This window comes from Methylococcus geothermalis (assembly GCF_012769535.1).
In the GTDB taxonomy this organism is placed as follows: Bacteria; Pseudomonadota; Gammaproteobacteria; order Methylococcales; family Methylococcaceae; genus Methylococcus; species Methylococcus geothermalis.
The window spans coordinates 1087771-1111988 of the sequence record NZ_CP046565.1 but is presented as its reverse complement, the minus strand read 5'-3'; the positions used below and the strand labels follow the sequence as shown (position 1 = coordinate 1111988).

At 62.5% G+C, this 24218-nt stretch carries 21 protein-coding genes and 4 pseudogenes; 10 read left to right on the top strand and 15 right to left on the bottom strand.

Translation table 11 applies throughout. The annotated features are described in order from the left end of the window. The first annotated feature begins 216 nt into the window (after window positions 1-216). From GNH96_RS05380 to cysN, 4 genes and pseudogenes are all read left to right on the top strand, one after another. Entirely contained in the window at window positions 217-1071 is an 855-nt protein-coding gene (locus GNH96_RS05380; protein WP_169602727.1) for an EAL domain-containing protein, read from the top strand. A gap of 191 nt (window positions 1072-1262) precedes the next feature. Then, window positions 1263-1604: pseudogene (locus tag GNH96_RS05375) on the top strand (phosphoadenosine phosphosulfate reductase domain-containing protein); the annotation flags it as partial. A 67-nt stretch (window positions 1605-1671) separates the two neighbouring features. Then, window positions 1672-2517 (top strand): DUF3883 domain-containing protein, encoded by an 846-nt coding sequence (locus GNH96_RS05370; RefSeq protein WP_169602726.1) that lies wholly within the window; start codon window positions 1672-1674, stop codon window positions 2515-2517. A 199-nt stretch (window positions 2518-2716) separates the two neighbouring features. Beyond that, window positions 2717-4384: a sulfate adenylyltransferase subunit CysN gene (gene cysN, locus GNH96_RS05365; protein WP_169604608.1), complete on the top strand. Its 1668-nt coding sequence runs from the start codon at window positions 2717-2719 to the stop codon at window positions 4382-4384. 41 nt (window positions 4385-4425) lie between these two features. Here the strand turns inward: cysN and GNH96_RS05360 are convergent, their stop codons facing one another. Then, the gene (locus GNH96_RS05360) at window positions 4426-4809 is read right to left on the bottom strand and encodes a LysR substrate-binding domain-containing protein (protein ID WP_169602725.1); all 384 of its coding nucleotides are present in this window, start codon (window positions 4807-4809) and stop codon (window positions 4426-4428) included. A gap of 45 nt (window positions 4810-4854) precedes the next feature. On the opposite strand from GNH96_RS05360, the pseudogene GNH96_RS05355 reads away from it, so the two are divergent. Further along, window positions 4855-5353 (top strand): annotated as a pseudogene (locus GNH96_RS05355) (IS1595 family transposase); the annotation flags it as partial. Between the two features lie 113 nt (window positions 5354-5466). Here GNH96_RS05355 and GNH96_RS05350 read toward each other — a convergent pair. The 5 genes from GNH96_RS05350 to GNH96_RS05330 all read right to left on the bottom strand — a co-directional run bounded on the left by GNH96_RS05350 (window position 5467) and on the right by GNH96_RS05330 (window position 10385). Next, complete coding sequence (locus GNH96_RS05350) at window positions 5467-6333, bottom strand: cytochrome c oxidase subunit 3 (protein WP_169602724.1); 867 nt, start codon at window positions 6331-6333, stop codon at window positions 5467-5469. A 36-nt stretch (window positions 6334-6369) separates the two neighbouring features. Beyond that, window positions 6370-6918: a cytochrome c oxidase assembly protein gene (locus GNH96_RS05345; protein WP_169602723.1), complete on the bottom strand. Its 549-nt coding sequence runs from the start codon at window positions 6916-6918 to the stop codon at window positions 6370-6372. A 159-nt stretch (window positions 6919-7077) separates the two neighbouring features. Then, window positions 7078-8703 (bottom strand): cytochrome c oxidase subunit I, encoded by a 1626-nt coding sequence (ctaD, locus tag GNH96_RS05340; protein ID WP_169602722.1) that lies wholly within the window; start codon window positions 8701-8703, stop codon window positions 7078-7080. Window positions 8704-8735: 32 nt separating this feature from the next. Continuing rightward, window positions 8736-9857, bottom strand: coding sequence for a cytochrome c oxidase subunit II (coxB, locus tag GNH96_RS05335; protein ID WP_169602721.1), 1122 nt, complete (start codon window positions 9855-9857; stop codon window positions 8736-8738). 48 nt (window positions 9858-9905) lie between these two features. Next, window positions 9906-10385 (bottom strand): DUF2244 domain-containing protein, encoded by a 480-nt coding sequence (locus tag GNH96_RS05330; RefSeq protein WP_169602720.1) that lies wholly within the window; start codon window positions 10383-10385, stop codon window positions 9906-9908. Between the two features lie 238 nt (window positions 10386-10623). Here GNH96_RS05330 and GNH96_RS05325 point away from each other — a divergent pair, with 238 nt between their 5' ends. Next, complete coding sequence (locus tag GNH96_RS05325; RefSeq protein ID WP_169602719.1) at window positions 10624-11202, top strand: exonuclease domain-containing protein; 579 nt, start codon at window positions 10624-10626, stop codon at window positions 11200-11202. A gap of 17 nt (window positions 11203-11219) precedes the next feature. On the opposite strand, the gene GNH96_RS05320 is transcribed toward GNH96_RS05325, so the two are convergent. The 6 genes and pseudogenes from GNH96_RS05320 to GNH96_RS05300 form a co-directional block, all read right to left on the bottom strand. Further along, complete coding sequence (locus tag GNH96_RS05320; protein WP_228720029.1) at window positions 11220-11651, bottom strand: protease complex subunit PrcB family protein; 432 nt, start codon at window positions 11649-11651, stop codon at window positions 11220-11222. A 106-nt stretch (window positions 11652-11757) separates the two neighbouring features. After that, window positions 11758-13707 carry a S8 family serine peptidase gene (locus GNH96_RS05315; RefSeq protein ID WP_228720084.1) on the bottom strand — a complete coding sequence of 650 codons (1950 nt, stop codon included), beginning with the start codon at window positions 13705-13707 and terminating at the stop codon, window positions 11758-11760. Window positions 13708-13886: 179 nt separating this feature from the next. Further along, window positions 13887-14240 (bottom strand): annotated as a pseudogene (locus GNH96_RS16315) (tetratricopeptide repeat protein); the annotation flags it as partial. A 129-nt stretch (window positions 14241-14369) separates the two neighbouring features. Beyond that, window positions 14370-14978: pseudogene (locus tag GNH96_RS16310) on the bottom strand (tetratricopeptide repeat protein); the annotation flags it as partial. Window positions 14979-15266: 288 nt separating this feature from the next. Further along, entirely contained in the window at window positions 15267-15452 is a 186-nt protein-coding gene (locus GNH96_RS05305; RefSeq protein WP_169602717.1) for a hypothetical protein, read from the bottom strand. Window positions 15453-15602: 150 nt separating this feature from the next. Further along, entirely contained in the window at window positions 15603-16268 is a 666-nt protein-coding gene (locus GNH96_RS05300; protein WP_169602716.1) for a Crp/Fnr family transcriptional regulator, read from the bottom strand. A 784-nt stretch (window positions 16269-17052) separates the two neighbouring features. On the opposite strand from GNH96_RS05300, the gene potA reads away from it, so the two are divergent. Genes potA through GNH96_RS05280 form a run of 4 tightly spaced genes read left to right on the top strand, consistent with a single transcriptional unit; the run spans window position 17053 to window position 20820 of the window. Beyond that, on the top strand, window positions 17053-18153 hold the full coding sequence (potA, locus tag GNH96_RS05295; RefSeq protein WP_228720027.1) for a spermidine/putrescine ABC transporter ATP-binding protein PotA: 1101 nt from the start codon (window positions 17053-17055) through the stop codon (window positions 18151-18153). Next, on the top strand, window positions 18137-18997 hold the full coding sequence (potB, locus tag GNH96_RS05290) for a spermidine/putrescine ABC transporter permease PotB (RefSeq protein ID WP_169602715.1): 861 nt from the start codon (window positions 18137-18139) through the stop codon (window positions 18995-18997). The genes potA and potB overlap by 17 nt, the downstream gene beginning before the upstream one ends. A 24-nt stretch (window positions 18998-19021) precedes the next feature. Then, a complete protein-coding gene (potC, locus tag GNH96_RS05285) occupies window positions 19022-19789 on the top strand; it encodes a spermidine/putrescine ABC transporter permease PotC (protein WP_169602714.1) in 768 nt (255 codons plus the stop codon). After that, entirely contained in the window at window positions 19786-20820 is a 1035-nt protein-coding gene (locus GNH96_RS05280) for an extracellular solute-binding protein (RefSeq protein ID WP_228720026.1), read from the top strand. The genes potC and GNH96_RS05280 overlap by 4 nt, the downstream gene beginning before the upstream one ends. A gap of 24 nt (window positions 20821-20844) precedes the next feature. Here GNH96_RS05280 and GNH96_RS05275 read toward each other — a convergent pair whose 3' ends face one another. The 3 genes from GNH96_RS05275 to GNH96_RS05265 all read right to left on the bottom strand — a co-directional run bounded on the left by GNH96_RS05275 (window position 20845) and on the right by GNH96_RS05265 (window position 24215). Next, complete coding sequence (locus GNH96_RS05275; protein ID WP_169602712.1) at window positions 20845-22029, bottom strand: phosphotransferase enzyme family protein; 1185 nt, start codon at window positions 22027-22029, stop codon at window positions 20845-20847. Further along, the gene (gene smrA, locus GNH96_RS05270; RefSeq protein WP_169602711.1) at window positions 22026-22619 is read right to left on the bottom strand and encodes a DNA endonuclease SmrA; all 594 of its coding nucleotides are present in this window, start codon (window positions 22617-22619) and stop codon (window positions 22026-22028) included. The genes GNH96_RS05275 and smrA overlap by 4 nt, the downstream gene beginning before the upstream one ends. An 81-nt stretch (window positions 22620-22700) precedes the next feature. Then, entirely contained in the window at window positions 22701-24215 is a 1515-nt protein-coding gene (locus tag GNH96_RS05265; protein ID WP_169602710.1) for a B12-binding domain-containing radical SAM protein, read from the bottom strand. Between the last annotated feature and the right edge of the window lie 3 nt (window positions 24216-24218).

Sequence of the window (24218 nt, the reverse complement as noted above, 5' to 3'; positions counted from 1 at the left end):
TGGTACTGGGCGCTCCGGAGTTCGACACCCCGTCATCGGAGCGCACTTTTCTTCCACCGCTCATTCAACCCCGGACCAGAGTCAACACGATGCACCGCGCCAACCGATGTCAGCTCCAGATGAATCCCGCGTTCGCGCCTCGAATGCGGTTTCCCCAATCGGAACGATACGAACCGCCGGACACCGGACAGAATCAGCCTATCGAGGACACCGACCATGCCACTTTTCGAACTCGTCAATTGCTTCAACCAAAAGCTTAGGGAAGAGCAGCTGCTCTCCGAAAACCCTCTGGAACTCCACGGCGACCGCGTCGAAGGACGCTTTGGCGACGCCCGGCTGAGCACGGAACTGCACCCCATCCGGTTGGCCCACGCGCCTTCCATGGTCGTCGGCTACGATGCATCACTCAAGGCCTCCCAAACCGCCGCATCCGGCGACACCACCGAACAGGTCTACGCCCTCGCCGAGGACGGTCCGCCGGTAGTCAACCTGGACCGGCTCTGCCGCACCATTCACATGCTGAATTTCCTGCCCATCGCCCATGACGACGGCAGCCTGTTCCTGCATGTCCACCCGCGCCATATCCTGGGTGTGAAACGCAACCACGGCGCCTATTTCGAAGACGTGATCTTCCGCTGCGGGTTATCGCCGCGCCGGGTGGTCATCACCGTTCAGGTGACGCCGGTCTACGACCGCCAGTTCGTCCGCCTGCTGGAAGGCTTGAAGAGCTACCGCGATCACGGCTACGGCACGGCCATCAAGTTCGACGAGCACTCCGACCACGCCTTCCTCGAGCGCTACTGCATCGAGTTCCTTTACCGCTTCGCGCCGGATTTCGTGCGGCTCGACACCGCCTTCTTCGCACGCTTGAAAACGCGGCCGGAATGGGCGAAAAGGAGCCAGAGCCTGCCCGCGGTGATGCGGGGGCTGGATACCCAGTTCCTGCTGGAAGGCGTCGAAAACGAGGCCGACGCCGCGCTGGCACGGATCGTCGGCGCCGACCTGGTCAAAGGCGGCTATTACGAACGGCTGGAATCCGGGGAACGTGAACCCGATCGTGCCATCGCTTGATCCATACCCGAAACCTAAGGTATACGTCACATATGGCTCGTAGCGCTCAACTCCGTTCGGCGGCTTTCCGCGAATATTCCGTTCCGGGAAAGCCGCTCAACGCCTCCCTCGTTCGGCCGCCGCGCGAGCGCAGGCTGACCCACCTAAAGCACCTGGAATCCGAGAGCATCCATATCATCCGCGAAGTGGTGAGCGAGTTCGACGTCTGGCAGTACATCTACCTGGAGCACATCCCCATCGTCCCGCTGTATTTCGCTGCCGAGCGGCCGGTGGTTGAGCGCGACGGCATGCTCATCATGGTGGATGATGAGCGCATGCCGCTGGAACCGGGCGAGGTGCCGATGCTGAAGAAAGTGCGGTTTCGCACCCTGGGCTGCTATCCCCTCACCGGCGCCATCGAATCCGACGCCACCACCCTGCCCGAGATCATCCAGGAAATGCTGCTGACCAAGACCTCCGAGCGCCAGGGCCGGCTCATCGACCACGACCAGGCCGGGTCCATGGAAGAAAAGAAGAAGGAAGGGTATTTCTAAGCCTCACTCTGGCTCTCTTCCGCAATGGCCAATCCAAAAGAAAAGCGTCGCCAGATGGAGAGCAAAAATGCCACAAAATAGTAGTGAAATAAAGCCATATGATTGGGTTATCGAAAATACCAAGACTAAAAACTGGGTGGAATGGATAGCAAGCCATGAACTGAAGATAGATTATTCCGACATTGAGACTTGGGACCATAAAAACTGGGGTACCTGGGGTAAGAGTGGAGGCCCTCCCGTACTCCTAAAGTCTGACCTAAAGTCTACGTTCTGGTATAATGACAGAAAAAAGATTGCAGAAAAGATGCTGCTGTTGCGTCCTAAGCAGGCAACTTTGAAACATCGGGGTGGGCGGCATTACTTAATGGTAGGTTCAGAGGAGCTCTGGTCCTCAAAATATGAGAAGGTAGCGGAATGCGCATTGGCAGCATTTAATGCTGGTGATATACGAAGATTGCTGGCTTTGGAGCCGGCCTATGTAGCCACAAGCTGCCCTCCCACCTCTCCCAAACCAATCGGGAAACCTACGCAACACAAGCTTTCGGATGTGGACTTCAAAAGCTTGCAGGATGCTAAAGCTACCGTCGGCAGAGCCGGAGAGCTAATCGCTTTCGAGTATGAAAAACAGCGACTTCTAACAGATGTTGGATGTACCGACCCCGCTCAATACGTCACGTTGTTGGCAATTGAGGATGTGGGTGCGGGATATGATATCGAGTCCTTATATCCTGGTCAGGAGCGTTACATCGAAGTAAAGTCGTCAACCCAATATCCAAATGAGTTTTATATCACTAAGAATGAGCTCGATACCTTAACCGCCAAGGGTGAGCAGGCATGGATATATATCGTGAAAGTTGATAAAGATATGCAGGGGGGGAGAGGTTGTCTCAATGTTGTCGAACCCGTTCGCTGAACCTATCAAAGTCGAACTCACGGAAATCGCTTCTTGGAAAGCAAAGGTCAAAACATAACGCAGAAGCTTCTTCGGCCGGATAAGGCAGGTAAGTAGTTCCATTGCTTTCCCGCGCGTATCAGGCACCATGATAAGCAAACCAAAAGCTGTTTGCTCGCCTTACTTGATTACCATTTACTAATGGTGGGAGGACAACCATCTGTCACACCAATCCGACCTCATCGGCACCGACATCCACGCCTACCTGGCCCAGCACGAGAAGAAGGAGCTGCTGCGGCTGCTGACCTGCGGCAGCGTCGACGACGGCAAGAGCACCCTGATCGGGCGGCTGCTGCACGACTCCAAGATGATCTACGAGGACCAGCTCAGCGCGGTGCGGCGCGACAGCCTCAAATCCGGCACCACCGGCGGCGAGCTGGATCTGGCCCTCCTGGTCGACGGCCTGCAGGCCGAGCGCGAGCAGGGCATCACCATCGACGTCGCCTACCGCTATTTCTCGACGGCGCAGCGCAAGTTCATCATCGCCGACACCCCCGGCCACGAGCAGTACACCCGCAACATGGCCACCGGCGCCTCCACCTGCGACCTGGCCATCATCCTGATCGACGCCCGCCACGGGGTGCAGGTGCAGACCCGGCGCCACAGCTACATCGTCTCGCTGCTCGGGATCAAGCACGTCCTGGTCGCCATCAACAAGATGGACCTGATGGACCACGCCCAGGCCGTGTTCGACCGCATCCGCGCCGACTACCTCGCCTTTGCCGACAAGCTCGAACTGCACGACGTGCGCTTCATCCCCATCTCCGCCCTGAACGGCGACAACGTGGTGCACCCGAGCGCGGCCATGCCCTGGTACGGCGGGCCCTCCCTGCTCGAACTGCTCAACACCCTCGAGATCGCCCAGGACCAGAACTTCGACGACCCGCGCTTCCCGGTGCAGTACGTCAACCGCCCCCACCTCGACTTCCGCGGCTACAGCGGCACCGTCGCCGCCGGGGTGTTCAAGACCGGCGACCCGGTCCTGGTGCTGCCGGCCAAAACCACCAGCCGGATCCAGTCCATCGTGACCTACGACGGCGAACTGGACCAAGCCTTCCCGCCCCAGGCCGTCACCCTCACCCTGGAGGACGAGATCGACGTCAGCCGCGGCGACCTCTTGGTGCGTCCGGACCGGCTGCCGCACCTCGACAGCCGCTTCGAAGCGCATCTGGTGTGGATGACCGAGGCCCCGCTGATCCCCGGGCGGCAGTACCTCCTCAAGCACGCCACCCGGACCCTGACCGGCTCGGTGGCCGCCATCCGCCACCGGATCGACGTCAACACCCTGGACCGGCACCCGGCCGGCCAGCTCAACCTCAACGAGATCGGCCTGTGCGAGCTGGCGCTGAGCGCCCCGCTGGCATTCGACGCCTATGCCCGCTGCAAGGGCACCGGCGCCTTCATCGTCATCGACCGGCTGACCAACGTCACCGTCGGCGCCGGCATGATCGTGGGACCCGTCCAGGGCGAGGCCGGCTTCCGCAAGGTCACCGCCGAGGAGCGTGCCGCCCGCTTCGGCCAGAAGGCCGTTACTGTTTGGTTGACCGGGGCAAGCCGCCTGGATACGGCTTATCGGCTGGAAAGGCAGCTGTTCGAACGGGGCTACGTCTGCGCCGTCGTCGACGCCGATCTGCTCGGCGATCGAACCGCCCTGGTCGCGGACAGCTTCGTCCAGGCCGGCATCGTCTGCCTCTGCGCCGCCGATACCGGCCTGGCACCGGATGCGGATGAACTCAACCTGGTCGTTCCGCCGGATCAGCTCGACATCGAGGCCGTGCTCGAGCGATTGAATCCGCCCCGCGCAGCGGCTCCTGACTTCGAGATCTGATTCCGCACCGTTGCGAACGCGCGCCGATTCACGCGCTCCAATCACCTGCCCACGACACCGGCGCCGTCCGCCAAGGTGTCCAGCATGTCCAGGAATGCCCGTGTCTTCACAGGCAACAAACGGCGGCCGGCAAACACCGCCCAGCCGGTGACCGACGGCAGCCGCCAAGCGGGTAACACCGGCGTCAAGGCTCCCGTATCGACGTAAGACCGCACGTCATGATCGGGCATGGCCACGACCCCTAAGCCCTGGCAAGCGAGTCTCACCAGCAGTTCGGGCGAGTTCGCCGTGACGCGTCCCGGAGGAACCCCTCCCCTTTCTGTTCGCCGCGCCGAAAGATCGATTTCCAGCGACACTTTCGGATAACGCTCGACGAACACCGAAAGCATCGGCGCAAGCACCAGATGGGCGAAATCATTGGGCATGGAGATGCGCAGAACGCCGCTGGGCTATGCCTGGCGATGCTGAGCCAGCACCGCGGCGGCAAACCGGGCTGGGGCTCCGAAGACAAGACTCCTTATCGTGGCGGCGGTGGCCCTGAATGAACACCACCACCCCATCGCCATGAATCCGCAGGTGGTCCAAGGCTTCCGTTCGGACGCGATCGAACGCTGGGCGAAAAAGCGCCTGGCGCTCGGCAGCCTGGTCTATTCGGATGGGCTGGCCTGCTTTTCCGTCGTCCTCGGTGCGGGCTGCCACCACTACCGCATCGTCACCGGTGGCGGGCCGCAGAGCGTGACCCGAGAGGAATTCACCCGGGTCAACACGATGATCGGCAATGTGAAAAACGCCATCTATGGCACTTACCATGCGATCAATCCCAAGTATCTGCCCCGCTATCTGGTTGAATCTTGCCACCGCTTCAACCGCCGGTTCGACCTGCGGGCGATGATGTCAAGGTTCCTTCACGCCGCCGCCTGGACTATGCCCATGCCCGGCAGGCTACTCAAATTGGCTGAGGCTTTGGGTAATCAAGTAAGCTTATCGGTATCCCGTCTCCAGCAGAGAGCCACAGGTACGGATTCCCGATACGCAAAAAAAAAAACGCTGCAGAAGCAGCGTTTTTTTGAGGCCGGCTCGTGTCAGAGCCAGTACACGAAGATGAACAGTCCGAGCCAGACAACGTCGACGAAGTGCCAATACCACGCTGCGGCTTCGAAAGCGAAATGGTGCTCCGCGCTGAAGTGGCCGCGGATGCTGCGGAACAGCACGACCGTCAGGATGATCGCACCGATCGTCACGTGCAGACCGTGGAAACCGGTCAGCATGAAGAACGTGGAGCCGTAAATCCCGGAGCCGAGGGTCAGGCCCATCTCGGTGTAGGCTTCGTGGTATTCGAACGCCTGCAGCAGGACGAAGAGGAAACCCAGGGCAACGGTGGCGATCAACCCCTTGATCAACTGCCCGCGATTGTCGGCCAGCAAGCCCCAATGTGCCCAGGTGACGGTGCCGCCACTTGACAGAAGGATCAGAGTGTTCAGCGCCGGAATGCCCCAAGCCGCCATGGGCTCGAACTCGCCGCCGATCTTACCCGGACCGTTGCTTGGCCAAACGGCGTCGAATCCCTTCCAAAGGATTTCGTTGGAAACCCCTAGTTCGCCCTCCCCACCGAGCCACGGAAGCGCATAGACGCGGGCGTAATAGAGCGCGCCGAAAAATGCCGAGAAGAAAAACACTTCGGAGGTGATGAACCAGATCATTCCCCAGCGGAAGGAATGGTCGACTTGGTCGTTGTAAGCCCCTGCAACGCTCTCGTGGATGACGGTGCCGAACCAGCCCACCAGCATGGTCACGAGAATGCCAGCACCGAGAATCATCATGGTCGGCCCGATGGACAAGCCGTTCAGGTAGTTCGCAAAACCCGCCAGCAGACTGGTCAGGCCGATGGAGCCGACGATGGGCCAGGTCGCCTTGTGCGGAAGGTAATAGGAAGCTGCGCTAGTCGCCATGTAAATCCCCTGATGAAATGCGAAGAAGGTACAACTTTAGTCTTTCTGAGTATTGGAAATATCGAAAAAGGTGTACGAAAGCGCCATTTCCTTGATGTCCTTGGGCAGACCCGGATCGATCACGAAACGGACCGGCATTTCCCGGCGCTGGCGCGGTTCAAACTTCTGTTCCGAAAAGCAGAAGCACTCGGTCTTTTTCAGGTATGCCGTCGCGGTGCCCGGCGTGATGCTCGGTATGGCACGCCCCACCATCGGTCTGTCGGTCAGGTTCTCGCCGTAAAATTTGACGGTGTAATACTGCCCGGGATGAATCTTCATCTTGGGCGTCTCCACGCTGAAGGCCAATGGCATACGTTCGTTCAGCTCGGTGATGAATTCGATCGTAATCTCGCGCGAAGCATCGACGTCGTAGGCAACCTCTTCAACCGCTTCGGTACGCACCTTTCCATTCAATCCGGTGATTTCACAGAACAGGCTGTAAAAAGGAGCCAGGGCGAATCCGAAGCCGAACATCGCCAACGCGACGAAGACGATGCCCCCGACGAGGCGCCCGTGTTTCTTGCTCTCGGTGTTCTGGTGGCTCACGACGGCGATGACGATGAAATCACTTTAAAAATGGAGAAGAGATACAGCCCGATCACGATGACGAGGATGACCCCCGTCAGGATCAGATTCTTCTTGCGTAAGTCCATGGGCCTTGCCGTAGCGGGCCCGCTTGAAGGCGAGCCCTTGGTTTCCTACCGCTTATTTGATATCCGGTGCGGTGGTCCAGCTGTGGTACGGCGGCGGCGAAGGCAGGGTCCATTCCAGACCGTGCTCGCTCGCACCCTCCCAAACCTCATCCGTCGCCTTCTCGCCGCCGCGGATCGCCTTGATGACGACCCATACCAGGATCAACTGCGAAAAACCGAAGATGAAGGCACCGACGCTCGACATCGCGTTGAACTCGGCGAACTGCACCGCATAGTCCGGGATACGCCGGGGCATGCCGGCCAGTCCCAGGAAATGCTGCGGGAAGAAGCAGACGTTGACCGAAATCGTCGTCAACCAAAAATGCAGCTTCCCGAGACGTTCGTCGTACATATGGCCGGTCCACTTCGGCAGCCAGTAGTAGGTTCCGGCCATCAACGCGAACACCGCGCCCGGCACCAGCACATAGTGGAAATGCGCCACGATGAAATAGGTGTCGTGATACTGCAGATCGGCCGGCGAAATCGACATCATCAGGCCGGTGAATCCGCCCATGGTGAACAAGACCACGAACGCGATGGCAAACAGCATCGGCGTTTCGAAGGTCATTGCACCCTTCCACATCGTGGCGACCCAGTTGAACACCTTCACGCCTGTCGGCACGGCAATCAGCATGGTGGCGTAGGTGAAATAGAGCTCGCCTGCCAACGGCATGCCTACGGTGTACTGGTGGTGAGCCCACACGATGAAGGATAGGAAACCGATCGAAGCGGTTGCATATACCATCGACGAATAACCGAACAACGGCTTGCGCGCGAAGGTCGGGATGATGGTTGAGATGATGCCGAAGGACGGCAGGATCAGGATATAAACCTCGGGATGCCCGAAGAACCAGAACAGATGCTGATACAGCACCGGATCGCCGCCGCCAGCCGCATTGAAGAAGCTGGTGCCGAAGAACTTGTCGGTGAGCAGCATGGTCACCGCACCCGCGAACACCGGCATCACCGCGATCAGCAGGAAGGCAGTGATCACCCAGGTCCACACGAACAAAGGCATCTTCATCAGCGTCATGCCGGGAGCGCGCATGTTGAACACGGTCACGATGATGTTGATCGCCGCCATGATGGAGGACATCCCCAACAGATGCACGGTGAAGATGGTGAACGGAAGCGAGGCACCAGTCTGCAACACCAGCGGCGGATAAAGAGTCCAGCCCGCCGCCGCCGCGCCGCCATCCATGAACAGGGTGCTGGCGAGCATGACGAAGGAGAAGGGCAGAAGCCAGAAGCTCCAGTTGTTCATGCGCGGCAGCGCCATGTCCGGCGCACCGATCATGATCGGAATCATCCAGTTGGCAAACCCTGCGAACGCCGGCATGACCGCACCGAACACCATGATCAGCGCGTGCAGCGTAGTCATCTGGTTGAAGAAGGCCGGGTCGACGTACTGCATGCCCGGTTCGAACAGCTCGGCCCGGATCACCAGCGCCATGGCGCCGCCGACCATGAACATGATCAGTGCGGTCACCAGATAAAGGGTGCCGATATCCTTGTGGTTGGTAGTGAACACCCAGCGCATGAAGCCTTTGGCGGGACCGTGATGATCGTGTTCATCGTGATGGCCGTGGGCGATATGCTCGTCATGGATGGCGTGTTCTTCGTGAGTTGCCTCTGTCATGGCTCTATGACCTCATCGAAAGCGTTGAAAAATCAGTGCCGCGCGGAAATATCCGACGGTTGAACCAGATCGCCCTTGTCGTTGCCGAAGCCATTGCGCTGGTAGGTCACGACGGCGGCGATCTCCACGGGGCTCAGGGAGTCGCCGAAGGCAGGCATCATCTGTCCCTTGCCTTTGACGACCACGTCGAGATGGGTATTCAGGTCGCCGGTGGCCACCGGACTGCCCTTGATGGCCGGGAACATGCCCTGCATGCCTTCCCCATTGACCATGTGGCAACCCGCGCAGCTGGCGTTGTAAACCTCCTCACCCTTGGCCATCAACTCCGCCATCGAGTAGGTCTTGGCCGCATCGGCGACGGCCTTTTGCGCCTGCGCTTTCTGTCCTTCCACCCATTTGTTGTAGTCGGCTTCGCTCTTGACGTCGACGACGATCGGCATGAAGCCGTGGTCGCGGCCGCACAGCTCGGCACACTGGCCACGATAGATTCCCGGCTGCTCGACCTTGGTCCAGGCATCGGTCACATAACCGGGGATGGCATCCTTCTTCCAGCCAAACTGAGGCACCCACCAGGAGTGGATCACGTCGGCGGCGGTGAACAGGAAGCGGACCTTCTTGCCGGCCGGGATCACCAGCGGCTTGTCGACTTCCAACAGATAGTTCGGCACCGCTTCGGGATTCGAGCGGACGCCCAGCTGGCGCGCATCGTTGCTCTTGGCGTCGAGCGTGCTGAAGAAGTCGATGCCGTTGTCGAGGTAGGTATAGCGCCACTTCCACTGGTAGCCGGTGACCTTGACGGTCATGTCGGAGGCGCTGGTATCGTAAGCCTCGATCATCACCTTGGTGGCCGGAATCGCCATGGTCAGCAGGATGACGAAGGGAATGATGGTCCAGACGACTTCCAGCTTGGTGTTCTCGTGGAAATGCGCAGGCACCACGCCCTTCGACTTGCGATGGTGCATGATGGAATAGACCATCATGCCGTATACGCCCACACCGATTGCCACGCAGATCCACAGGATGTACATATGAAGGTCATAAATATCCCGGCTCAACTGGGTGACGCCCGGCGAGAGATTCAACGCATAGTCGGCATTCGCCTCCCCGAACGTTGCGATCCCCACCCCGGTGATCAGTAGCTTAAGTTTTTTCACGGAGCCCTCTCCTCGGTATCTCAGGTCAATATCTTGCGGATCGAACCACTAGCCATTCGTCAATTCTTTTTTCAATTCCCGGTACAGCGCCTCGCGCTCCGATTCCACCAGGAAACGACCGATCTCTATCTTCCTGCCATGACGTTTCAGGCACAGCCGGCTCGGATGCCCCGCGGCCGGTGGCCCTTCCAGACTCACGCCGAGCCAGGCGCGCCGGAACTGGAAAGTCTGCTCCGGACCGCGAATTCCGCGCTCCAGCTTCACGTCCGCAGCGGTCACCGTGATCACCTCGCGCACCGCCGACTGTCTGAAGGCCAAGCTGAAACAGTAAGCCAAGACCAGCCACTCAGCTCCGGCGAATGGCAGGACGAACCAGCAGCCGATGAATGCGAACACCGCCCCGATAGAAGCCAATACGAGGGCGAACCCGCCCAGCAGCAAACGAGCCTGCCATCGCGTCAGCGATGCGTTGGGTTTCAGGATGATGCGCTTGCCGCCCGTCTGTGGATCCCGCTCGGACTCAATCATGGAACCGGCCCGCTACCCGTCTCAAACGCCCGCGCGACACCCCGGCTCTGCACCCGGTTCAGGCATCATCGGTCATTACCCCCACTTTTCTGTGGGAATTCACTCACAGCTTAAAACCCGCAGAACTTTAACGTAACCCTCTGGGCAACGCAAGGAAGGCATGGAGCTGACATTTTCCCGATGGTTTGACGGAACGACCCGGATGTGTGGATAGTGACTTTTGTTCAGGAGCAAGCATATGACCAAGATCAAACCGGAGGAGATTTATGTCAGCGTGGACATCGAGGCGGATGGCCCCATCCCCGGCCCTCACTCGATGCTCAGCATCGGCGCCGTGGCCTATGGCGCCGGGGGCAACCCTCTTGGTGAATTCACTGTCAACCTGGAAACCCTCCCCGAGGCAACTCCTCACCCGGCCATGACGGAATGGTGGCGGCAGTTCCCGGACGCATGGAACGCCCATCGCCGGAACACGCGGCCGCCGGCGGAAGCCATGAACGCCTTTGCCGACTGGCTGGAAGGACTGCCGGGCAAGCCGATTTTTCTCGCCTGGCCCGCGACCTGGGATTTCATGTGGATCTATTGGTACCTGATCCGCTTTACCGGACGGCGGCCTTTTTCGGAACACGGCATCGATGTCCGATCGTACGCCATGGGGATGCGTCGCCAGTCGTTTGGACGAACGAGCAAGAACTTTCTGCCCAAGCGCTGGTTTTCGCCCAATCCGCACACTCATGTCGCCCTCGACGACGCCCGCGAACAGGGCGAACTCTTCATCGCCATGTTGCGGGAAAACATGGGGATCGGGAATGACTGAACGACCGCGGCGACAGTTTATTCACCCTCGCGGCAGAAAACGTCGATCACCGATGTCCGGAATTCCACAGGAAGAGCGCTTCGCCGGGTTTTAACCCAAACATGCGGCTGGGTCACGACCTGGGCCGTCATGCAGCCCGCTCCCGGACGGTTCAGTACCAGGTTGACCCGGATGCGACGGTCTTTCTCTTCGATGCCGGCGACGCTGAGGCGGTAGCCCCCGCTGTTCTTGGCCCCGGCGAAAGCGGCTATCACCATGTCGCTGGCAAAATCCACTTCCGGCAGGGAGGGGGCTGGAACGGAACCCACGACATGCGAAGCCCATAGTGACCGGAAGGCTGCTTCGTCGAGAATCACCGCCGTCCGCTCGTCCTCGATACCGCTTTGGGTGCCCTGGGCCAGCACCGTGAACGGCATCGGACCGGCCATTGTACCGGACGATGCAGTCATAACCGCCGCAAATGCCAGCCTTCGCCACGTCAATGGGTATATCATCGCCAGCCTCACTCGGGGGCGGGGCTGAAATGTCTGCCCCAAGCCCCTTGCCGAATCAATGCTATTGGGTCACCGTCAGCTCCACGTCATCGACCAGAAAACTGGTAGCCCTCGACCAATTCTCCACTCCGTGGAACTGGAGCCGGATCGTTTGCCCCTTATAAGCGGAAAGGTCGAAGCTCCTCTGTACATACCCCGACGAACGGTCCCTGTTCGAATAGGTCGCCAGAGTCTGCAGCACGGTGCCGGCGGTATTGCGCACCGTCACCGTCATCGTATCGCGCGCCGGTGCACTGGTGGTTTCGCTCGTGACGATCCTCAACCAGAAACCGAGATTTACGGCGCAGGCATCGACCGGCACGGTGACCTGCTGATAAAGATCGTCCGTATGGGTTCGGCCATAGCCGTTCATCCATGCTTTCCAGCTCCCGCTGTGGGCCGCCACCGAACTGGAATTGTCTATGACCCCCGCGGAAGCGGTCCATGCCGTCGCACCACTTTCGAATCCGGGATTCGCCAACAACTGTGTCGTCGTGGCGCATGTGGGCGCCGGTTCGGTGCCGTTTGCCGTATCGGCGTTGACCGCATTCGAGAGCGCCCAATTGCCGGCATTGTCGGTGGCGATCGCGTCGAAAACATGCGACCCGTCCTCGACCGATGCGGAATTCCAGCTGACACCATAGGGAGACGAGGTATCGGTGCCCACGATGTTGCCATCGACACGGAACTCGACCTTGGCGACACCGCTCCCCCCGTTTTCATCCGAGGCGTTAGCGGCGAGATTCACAACCCCGGTCAATGAGGCCGACGCCGTCGGCGCCGTGAGCGTCACCTGCGGCGCAGTGTCATCGGTAACGGGTGCCGAGATGAAGCCGGTGTACAGCAGGCGATTGGGAGACCCCAGGCCCGCCCCGCCGACCTTGTTGGCGGTTGCATTGGAAGTCAATGCCGATGCGACCTGAGCCGGCGTCGCACCCGGGAAGACGGACAGATACAAGGCCGCGGCCCCGGCGACATGAGGCGTCGCCATCGACGTACCGCTCATTGTCTGGGTCGCGTCGTCGCCGGCATTGCTCGCCGAGGTGATGCTGCTGCCCGGCGCAAAGATATCCAGGCAGGTTCCATAGTTGGAGTAGCTCGCGCGAGCGTCGGAAGAAGTCGTGGCGCCCACGGTCAGCGCAGCCGCGGTCCGGCCGGGCGACTCGTTGCAGGCATTCCCGTTGGAATTGCCGGCGGCGATCACATACGTCACGCCCGCATTGATCGAGTTCTGCACCGCGGTGTCGAGCGACTGCGAAGCACCTCCGCCCAGGCTCATGTTGGCGACCGCCGGACCCTGCCTGTTGGCGGTCACCCAGTTCACTCCGGCAATCACCCCGGACGTCGTTCCCGAACCATTGCAATCGAGGACCCGGACCGAAACCAGCTTGACGCCCTTGGCGACACCGTAAGTCGAGCCGCCGATGGTTCCGGCGACGTGCGTGCCGTGACCGTCGCAATCGCGCGCACCCCAACCGTCGTTGATCGCCGTATAGCCCTCGCTGGCCCGGCCGCCGAACTGGGAATGGCTGGTCCTGATGCCGGTGTCGATCACGTAGGCCGTGACGCCCTGACCCGTGGTGTTATACACATAGGTGCCATTCAGCGGCAGACTGGCTTGATCGATGCGATCCAGGCCCCAGGTTGCGCCGGATTGGGTGGCATGGATCGAAATGATGCCATCTTCCTCGACCAGGGCCACAGAGGGATCGTTCGCCAATGCTGCGGCTTCCACCGGGGACATCCTGGCCAGAAAGCCTTTCACCGCATGCCGCCAGACATCCGCCGGCGCCGCGTTGTATTTCTGCCCCATGCGGCTCAAAAGGGCGTCGAGACCGGAAGCGCTTTCCGCTTCGCTGCGGAAAATCACGATGTATTGTCCCGGTATGGGCTTGGCGGCATGCCGGAACGTGCCCGCCTGCACCCCGCCGGACAATGCAGCCGAAAGGCCGGCCATCGCAATCAAAGGCATCGCGAGACGGCCGGCCGCGGATGATCCTCTTTCTTTGCTCATCGTTCTCTCCCCTTCGTTATTGTTCCCTTTGCGGGAATCGCGTTCCGGCCGTCTTGCCCGGATGCCTGTTCCTGTCCGTGCAAACAAGCTGTACTACGGAAACTCATGCGCCATCCGAACCCGGAGCATTTGGACTGCTACCATGCATCAAAGCCGCATCCTTCCTGCATCTCTCCTGCTGACGGCGCCATACGGTGGAACGCATCCCAGCGCCTGCCCGGCCCCTCATCCGCCGCCTTGTCATACCAGCGGAATGCCTCTTCGAAATTGCGCGTCACGCTGCGGCCCTGCTCGTACATCAGCCCCAGATGGAACTGGGCATCCGCGTGGCCGCGCTCGGCCGCTAGCATAAACCATGCCATCGCATCGGCGTCGTTGCGCGCCACGCCCAACCCTTCCATGCACAGTCGCCCGAGCTCGAACTGGGCGAGAGGATTTCCCAGCTCGGCAGCCCTACGGTACCAACGGACGGCCTCGGGGTAGTCCTTGGCCACACCGTGGCCGGCCTCGTACATCGTCCCGAGCGCCGCTTGCGCGGCGGCATCATGGCGTTCCGCCCGCTTCCGCCAGACGGCCAGAGCCTTACCGTACCAGCGTTGGGCCCCGTCCGCATCGCGAGCAATGCCCAGCCCCAATTCGGACATCAGACCCAGACTGAAACAGGCCCGGGCATGTCCCTGGCAGGCACCGGAACGGTACCACCGAACCGCCTCGGCATAATCACGGCTGATACCCAAACCATCCTCGTACAGGCGTCCCACCGCCCATTGGGCGTGGGCACAGCCCTGTTCCGCCGAACGCCCGTACCATTTCAGAGCCTCCCGGTAACCGGGTTCGATGCCTGCTCCCGCCTCATGACAAAGGCCCAGCGCAAGCTGCGCGACGGCGTCGCCGCTTTCGCCCCGCGCACGCCAGCAATCCAGCGCCACGCGGTACCACTTTCTTGCTTCGCCCTGATCCGGGGCAATTCCGACACCAGCCTCAAGAATCAAAGCCGATTCGAGCGCAGCCCCCGGATCGCCCTGGGCGGCGGAACGCCGGTACCAGGCGATCGCCTGCTGCATATCCCTGTCAACGCCGAGACCGTCCCGGAAACACAGGCCGAGACACCGCTGGGCGCCGGCGTCTCCCGCTTCCGCCCGTGGCAGCCATGCCTTGAAAGCCGCCGCATGATTCCCGTCCTCGAATTCAGACGAGGCCAAGTCGGCAGCGGAGGGAGAGAGGCCCATCACGCTCGCTTCCGAAACCCGTTTCCCTTCCCATGCCATTCATCTGTCCTCGCCAGCCGGCCGAGGTCAATCTTGCCCGACACCGCCGAAGTGCACAAGTACTGCCATGTCGGGAGCCAGCGACTCCATCAATGCCTGCCTCTCGGCCAGTTCGAAAGGCAGTTGGCCGTCCCAAGCGGCTGGGATACCGCGAGTGAGCGGATCGACACGCTCGTCGCCGATCTGCTGAGTTGCCGCGAGGAGGGTGCACGCGCTCGCTGATCGGCGTTTTCCCCTTCCCGACCGAAACTATTCGGTACCCTGCTGCTCCGTCCCTCGCGCTTTCGAGGCCATGCTGCGATCGAGAGACCAGTTGATGATGAACCCCAGCGTGAAGGCAAGGAGCGCGCCGAACATCAGCGGGCCGGCAAACGGCACCTCATGTGGATCGTTCAACTTGATGCCGATCAGGGTGGAAAGCCAGTCGAGGATCATACCCATCGTGATTACTCCGAAATGAAACGTCCGTCGGGTGGTGCTGCGCCGCCGCCGACTTACAAGCACCGTCAGCATGGCTTGAAAGCCATGTTGAGGCGAATAGTGGACTGTTCCACTTGGGATTTCAGTGATGGAGTCACACAGGGTTCAGGTCGACACCACGAAGCCACGAAGCCGGTTGATGTCGAGTAGTTCGATCGAGCCGCGGCCGAGACCCACCCACCCCAGATGCTCCAGACGTTTGAGGTGGCGCGACACAACCTCGCGCGCGGTCCCGAGTTCGTCTGCAAGTTCCTGATGGGTTCGGGACACGCGCGTCTCCCCGCTCGCCAGCAGGATATGGATGAGGCGGTGGTCTATGTCGCCGAACACCACGTCGGCCAGCCGCGCCATCACTGCCGCCAGGCTGGTCGCGAAATTCCGGAACACATGGCAGCGCAGCGCCGGCGAGCGGTCGACGGCTACCCGAAAGGCTTCAGCGGGAATCACCAGGGCACTGACCTCAGTCTGAGCGACACCCTCGGCCGGATAGACGGTGTCGCCGAGCAGACAGGAGGTCGTCAACACGCACGATTCGCCTGGCCCGACATGGTAAAGGACGATCTGTCGACCTTGTTCCGACAGGACCTGGCAGCGCACGACGCCTTTCGTGACGAAGGCATAGCCCTGGCATCGGGAGCCCGGATAGAACACGTACTTCCCTGCCTCGAGGCGGACCCGGGTCGCCCGGCTGAACAATTCGTCGAGTACCGGGTCGCTCGTCTCCAGCAGGTTCGGGAAGTGTTCGCGGAGTAGAATTCGGTGGTCGGGCATGGGGTTTCTGGCGACACAGGTTACGCGAGACGAGCAATGAGCGGGTCTTCAGCAGGGCCTGCCACTCCGGCCTTCCGGCAGCGATCAGTTGGCCGATTGGGCTTCATGTCCGCATGCGGATCGGAACACAGGCTGAAAGCGCGGCGCCGCCACCGATCACCGAGCGCGGTCAGTTGCGACGATACTGCGCCAACCGCCCCCAGCAATCAAGCGCCGGCTTCCGGTGCGCTCGCACCCAGGCGCCAGGTCGACAGATCAGCCGTGTGGTGGCCGAACTGGCCGAGATAGGGGGTGGTTCTCTTTGCCCGAGAACCACCTCCTCGCGACCCCCGCCGGGTATAGCCGGAATCCGTCCCGCCGGAGTTGCTAATCATGCAGGACACAGATCACGAAGTCCTCATGGTGACGGCCTTGATCGACACGACTCCGGTCGCAGTGCGCAGCCATATACTCGTGCAATCGCTTCGATCGCAGCGAGAACCCACCGCAGCCCCCGAACTCGATACCGCGCCAGAAATCGACGCCGAACGGCACCCTGCCGCCGATACGGTCGTACTGCAGCCATTCCGGCCTCCAGGTGGCCGGATTGCAGACCAATCCGTCATGCTAGACGACGAGCAAAGGAATGGCTCATGAGTTTCACGTCTCGTCACCACCCCGGGAACCGGGGTGGAAACAGCATACGATCAAAATCCGGGCCCCACTTATGACAGCCTGATTCACGCAGGCGCGTCCTCCCAAACCCGCGGTTCCGCGCCGTCCCGGAAAATCGGACAATAGCGCCATGCCAACCCCGCCTCCTATCGCCAGTTTTCGCTCCGTCACCAAGCGCTATGGCGTCCATCCTGCGCTGCGGGAGTTCGACCTCGAGCTGCGGGAAGGCGAATTGCTCACCCTCCTCGGCCCCTCGGGCTGCGGCAAGACCACGGTGCTGCGCCTTCTGGCGGGCTTCGAAAACCCGGATTCGGGCGAAATCCTCCTGGACGGACGAACACTCGCCGGCGTGCCGCCGGAGGCGCGCAACGTGAACACGGTATTCCAGAGCCATGCCCTGTTTCCGCACCTGAGCGTGTTCGACAATGTCGCTTTCGGCCTGAGGATGCGAAAACTCGGCGGCGCGGAAATCCGGGAGAGGACCGAATCGGCGTTGCGCATGGTGCGGCTGGAAGGGCTCGGGGAACGCCGGCCGTTGCAACTGTCCGGCGGACAACAGCAGCGCGTGGCGCTGGCCCGGGCCTTGGTCAACCGTCCACGGCTGCTGCTGCTGGACGAATGCCTGAGCGCCCTGGATTACCGGCTGCGGCGCGAGATGCAGCTGGAGCTCAAGGAACTGCAGCGACAGACCGGCATCACCTTCGTCTTCGTGACGCACGACCGTGAGGAGGCCTTGTCGATCTCGGACCGCATCGCCGTCATGCATGCGGGGAGCATCGAGCAACTGGGGCCGCCCCGCGACATCTACGAGCGCCCGGCGAACCTGTTCGTGGCGCAGTTCGCCGGCGAGAGCAACGTGCTGGAAGCGACCGTCACGGCGAAGCCTGGCCCGGATGCCTTGACCGTCAGCGTGGCGGGGACGCCTCTTGCCGTGCAGACCGACCGGCATTTCGTCATCGGCGAGAAGATCGCCCTGGTGCTGCGGCCGGAAGACCTGCACGTGCACGACGACGCCACCGGCCATGGCGGCCTTGCCGGGCGGGTGCTGGAACGGACCTACCGCGGCGTGACCCTGGACACCCTGATCGCCCTGGATGCCGGGCCGCGAATCAAGGCCAGCGAATTCTTCCGCGAGGACGCGCCGGCGCTGGATCATCCGCCGGGCCAACGGGTCCGCGTGAGCTGGACGCCCGGCTGGGAAATCGTGCTCCCTCATGACGCCGAAACCTGAAGCATTCAAGGCTGCGGCCGTCGGCCTGCTTTCCGGCTGGCTGCTGCTGTTCGTGCTGGCGCCCAACCTGCTGGTGGCGGGGCTGAGCCTCCTCAGCCGGAGCCCGGCGGGCTTCGCCGGCTGGCCCGCAACGCTCGATAACTACCGCCGGCTGGCCGATCCGATCTACCTGCACGTCTTTGCCGAATCGTTCGCCACGGCGCTCATCGCCACCCTGTTCTGTCTGCTGCTGGGCTATCCCTTTGCCTATGGGCTGGCCAGCGCCCGGCCACGGCTGCGCCCGCTGCTGCTGACCCTGGTGATCGTCCCTTTCTGGACCAATTCGCTGGTGCGCATCTATGCCATCCGCGGCCTGCTCGCGGCCAAGGGAGCGGTGAACCACCTGCTGCTGGCCGCGGGACTGATCGATCAGCCGGTGCGGCTGCTCTACACGCAGGCCGCCGAGATCATCGGCCTGGTCTACGTGCTGCTGCCGTTCATGATCCTGCCGCTGTACGGCAGCCTGGAAAAGCTCGATCCGCGTCTGCTGGAAGCCGCCCGCGACCTGGGCGCCGGCCCGTTCCGGCGGTTCCGGCATGTGGTCCTGCCGCTGACCCTGCCCGGCATCGTCGCCGGCTGCCTCCTGGTGTTCCTGCCGGCGCTGGGCCTGTTCTATGTGGGCGACGTGCTGGGCGGTTCGCGCCATCTGCTGGTCGGCAACCTGCTCAAGGATCAGTTCCTGGAAGCCCAGGACTGGCCCTTCGGCGCCGCCGCCAGCCTGGTGCTCATCGGCCTGCTGCTGGCCTTCCTGGCGCTCTATGCCATTGCCGAAAACCGCGTCACCGCGGCTGGCGATGACAGATGACGGATACCGATTGAAAATATTTCCATGCACAGTCTCGAACGGCTGCACGGCGCTTTGATCTATTCCTTCCTCTACCTGCCCCTGGCCGTGCTGATCCTGGGGTCGTTCAACGCCTCGAAATACGGCATCGGCTGGGACGGATTCACCCTGAACTGGTACGCAAGCCTGGCGAACGATGCCGAAATCCTGGCGGCGGCCCGGAATTCGCTGATGGTGGCGGCGCTGTCCGCCACCCTCGCGACCGTCGTCGGTACCCTGGGCGCCGTCGGCCTACACCGCTACCGGTTCCGTGGCAGGGGATTCCTGATGGGCCTGCTGTTCATCACCCTGATGTCGCCGGACATCGTCATGGCGGTGTCGCTGCTGGTCCTGTTCATCGGCTTGCGGCTGGAGCTGGGCCTGTTCACGCTGTGGCTGGCGCACACCAGCTTCTGCCTGCCTTTCGTCACCCTCACCGTGCATGCGCGGCTCCAGGGATTCGACAACGCCCTGGTCGAAGCGGCGCGCGATCTGGGCGCCGGGGAATGGACCGCCATCCGCCGCATCGTGCTGCCGCTGGCGCTGCCGGCCATCGCTGCGGGCTGGCTGATGAGCTTTACCCTGTCGCTGGACGATGCGGTGGTGAGCTTCTTCGTCACCGGCCCCGATTTCGAAGTCCTGCCGCTGCGCATCTATTCCATGGTCCGGCTCGGCGTGAAGCCGGAAGTGAACGCCCTGGCCTCGCTGCTGTTCGCCGTTTCGCTGAGCTTCGTGGTGCTCGCCCAATGGCTGCTGCACAAGGACCGCGAATGATCCGATGCCGGCTGGCGGCATTCGCCCTCGCCGTCTTCCTCGCGCCGATCGCGGCGGGGCAGCGCGAGCTGCGCTTCTTCAACTGGTCGGATTATCTGCCCCCGGCGGTGCTGGAGAGCTTCACCCGCGAAACCGGCATCCAGGTGCACTATGCCACCTACGACAGCAACGAGGCCATGTATGCCAAGGTCAAGCTGCTCGATGGCGGCGGCTACGACCTGGTGGTACCGTCCACCTACATGATCGACCGGATGCGCAAACAAGGTTTGCTGCGCCCGCTGGACCGCGCGCGGCTGCCCCATTTCGGCAATCTCGATCCGCACCACCTCGACCTGCCGTTCGATCCCGGCAACCGCTACAGCGTGCCCTATCTGTGGGGGACGACCGGCATCGGGGTCAACGCCGAACGGATCGATCCCGCCGGCCTGCACGCCTGGGCCGACCTGTGGCAGCCGCAGTTCCGCCGCGCCCTGCTGCTGCCCAATGACATGCGGGAGGTGTTCCACATGGCCATGCGGGTGCTGGGGCTGCCGGTCAATTCGACCGATCCCGCCCACATCGAAGCGGCCTACCGCAAGTTGCGCGAACTCATGCCCAATGTGCGACTGTTCAGCTCCGACGCGCCGCAAGTTCTGTTCATCACCGGCGAAGTGGACGCGGGGATGATCTGGAACGGCGTGGCCTACCTGGCCGCGCGGGACGCCCCCGCCGTCCGCTTCGTCCAGCCCGCGGAAGGGCCGTTGCTGTGGATGGACAACCTGGCGATCCTCAAGAACGCCGAACACCCGAACGAGGCGCACGCGCTCATCGACTACCTGCTGCGGCCGGACGTGGCGCGTCTGATCAGCGAATCCGTGGGCTACGCCACCCCGAATGCCGCCGCCGTCGCAATCCTGCCGCCCGAGATCAGGAACAATCCGGTGATCTACCCGCCGGCCGGCGTCATCGAACGTGGGGAATACCAGGTCGACCTGGGCGACGCGATCAGGCATTACACCGAATACTGGGAGAGGCTGAAAGCCGGGCAGTGATGGCTATAGGGGCACGGCGCGCAATCAGCCGTCGTCGGTCGGTTCGGCCCATCCCGCCTGCTCCCGCCCAACCGCCCGCGCCAAGGCCGTGGCATTGGCCGGCGTCGACGGCGAGGGGTCGGTTTCCATCGAAGGCAATGACGCCGCTACGATCCGCCGTATCGCCGCTTCGTCCTCTTCGATGCATTCCACCAGCCTGAACTGAACCCGCGCCCGTTGGAGGTTCTGGCCGCGGCTTTCGGTGCGGAAGTAGACGTCACCAGCCAGATGGTCGGCCAGGAAGCGGATGCCGAGTTCGAGCGGAATCAGGCGGATGGCGTCGTAGAGATGCTCGCGGTCCGCCGCCGTCAGGAGGGTGGCCGCTTCCGAGAGATACCCCCTCAAGATGGCTTCGCACAGCGCCAAATCGAAGTGCGTCGCTCCCGGATCGTCGGGAGACTCGCCGGAGTGGTTGCAGCAGGAGCGAAGGCAGTCGCCGATGTCGTAGTGCACCAGGCCCGGCTTGACCGTGTCGAGATCGATGAGCGTCAGGGCGCGCTCGCCGGCCCGGTCGAATAGGATGTTGGCGAGTTTGGGGTCGCCGTGGATGACGCGCAGCCGCAATAGGCCGGCGGCCTTGGCCCGCTCCAGCACCGGCACGAAATCCCGCCGCGCATCGACGAAGTCCAACGCCTGGCGGAGCGAGGGATCGTCGAGCCCCGTGGCTGCCGCCCGGACCGCATCCAGTCCGGCGAGATAGCCCGGGGCGACATGAAAATCCGGCAGGGAATCTTCCAGTTCAGCGCAATCGACCTCGCCCAGCGCGGCATGGAACGCCCCCAGCACGCGGCCGACCGCGACCGCTTGGCGCTCGGTCGCGATCCGGTCCAGCACCCGGCTGCCTTCGATGTAGCGCAAGGCCCGCCAGTGGCCGCCTTCGGCATCGAGCACGGTATCGCCGCCCTCGCGCGGCGCGATCAGGTCCGGCCAGTGTTCGGCGAAGTCGCAGCGGCCGCCATGAACATGGGCCTGGATCCGCCGCAGATTGGCGGCGATCCGCTCGGGATGCGGAAACACCCGGGCGTTGATGCGCTGCAGCACGAACCGGGCTGAGGCGGCGGGAGAAACCCGCCAGGTCTGGTTGATGAGGCCATCGCCCAGCGGCTCGACGCGATACCCCTCGCCTTCCGCCAGGAAGCGCGCTGCGATGAATTCCGGTTCCACACTCATCGCGGCTTGATCGAGGTCAGGCCCAACTTCTGGCGGGTGATTTGCTTCTGTCTTTCGCTCTTCCGCAGCATGACGTACACCGCGCCGGTACCGCCGTGCCAGCGCCGGGCACTGTGGAAGGCGAGCACTTCGTCGAATTGCGGCAACCAGCGCGCCACGTAGCTCTTGAGATAGGTCGGCTTGCCGGCCTCCCGCCCGCCCTTGCCGTGATTGATCAGCACCGTGCGCACGTCGTGCTTCCTACAGTCGTGGACGAATTCGAACACCGCCTTGCGCGCCTCCTCCACGCTGAGCAGATGCAGGTCGAGCACCGCTTCGATCTCGTAGGCACCTTGCTCCAACTTGCGGAACACCGCGTGCTGGATCCCCTGGCGGCGGAAGCTCAGCACCGCCTCGCGGTCGAGGAATTCGACGAAATCGGTGGTGAGGAAATTGGCATCGCGCCCCACGGCCCGCTGCGCCGCCGAACGGCGGTAGAGCTGGCCCGGCGTCGGCGCCTCCTTGGGGCGCAAGGGCGCCTGGTCCGTGGGCTTGAGCGGCGTCACGCCTTCCATCTCACGCCGGAACAGTTCTTTGTCATCGGTATTCATTGGGACAATTCTTTCATGGGAGGGACGCTTCATGGCGCGCACGCTACGAGAGAACGACCGCGCATCCGCCCCGGAGTTCCTTCAGCCACGGCCATGGCGCATCTGACGCCGGCTGCCTGCGTTTTCGACCCTGCGCGGTGTTTCGGCCGTCCGGCCATCGAGCAGGCAACGGGGGCTGCGCTTGGTGCCGCTCGACGTGTAATCGGCCGCCACCGCCCACCGGACGCGATCCTGATCCTCCGCGCATTCGCCGGTGAGAAATTCGAAGACGAAATCGTACAGTCGATCCAGCGCGATTTCGTGGGTCTTGCCGGTGCGGGCATACAGCCAGTCGGAAAAGGCCATGAACCGCGCGAATGGGCGCTCCCCCAGCAGGACCGGACGAACCTGCTTGAAGCGCCCGGAGTTGCCGATCAGGTCCCAGTAGCGGGCGAACCGGTTCAGGCGCTGCAGCGCCGCGAAATCCAGCACGTCGGTCCGGACCACGTTGTAAGGCGGATAAGGGTTGTAGCGCATGCCGCAGGATCGGGTGTGGCGGTCGATCGGCGCACCACGCAGGCGCTTCAAGATGCCGACCTGGATCTCATGGGGGTCCAGGGCGATCAGGCGGTCGAAGCCTCGCGCGAATCCCTCCAGCGTCTCCCCCGGCAGGCCGGCGATCAGGTCGACATGCAGATGAGCGTGGGTGTGTCGGCGCAGCCAGCGCAAATTGGCCTCGGTCGCGGCATTGTCCTGACGGCGGCTGATGCGCGCCTGCACCTCCGGGTCGAAGCTCTGGACGCCGATTTCGAGCTGCAGGGTGCCCGGCGCGAACCGCGCCAGCGCCTCCTTCAGGCGATCCGGCAGATGGTCCGGAATCACCTCGAAATGCAGGAACAAGGCCGGGTCCGCCTTGTCCAGGAAGAATTCGAGGATGCGCAGGCTGGTGCCGATATTCAGATTGAAGGTGCGGTCGACAAACTTGAAATGCCGCGCACCACGCCGGTACAGCATGTCCATGGCGGCGAGAAAACGCTCCGGCTCGAACGGCCAGGCCGTGCGGTCCAGCGCCGACAGGCAGAATTCGCACTTGAACGGGCAGCCGCGCGAGGCTTCGACGTAGATCAGCCGGTGGGCGATGTCGCGCTCGTCGTAATAGGCATAGGGCAGTTCCAGCTCGCGCAGATCGGGGGACTCGGCGCGGATGAAGCGGCCGGCCGGCGGGGTCCCGTTCAGGATGTTGCGGCACAGGCGGGGAAACACCAGATCGCCGGGGCCGCCGACGCTATAATCCGCCAGCCGGACGATGGGCTGGTCCTCCCCTTCGTGGCTGACCTCCGGCCCGCCGAGCACGACGACCAGCTCCGGCCTCACGGCCTTGAGCAGAGCGACCAGCCGGGTGGTCTCTTCCACGTTCCAGATGTAGACGCCCAGCCCCACGATGCGCGGATTCAGCGCCAGCAGTTTTTCGGCGATCTCCGCGGGGCGATCGGTGATGATGAATTCGGCCAGCGTCGTCTCGGCCCGCAGCTCGCCCAGGTTGGCCAGAAGATAGCGCAGGCCGAGCGACGAGTGGATGAAACGCGCGTTGAGAGTGGACAAGACGATGGCCGACACGGC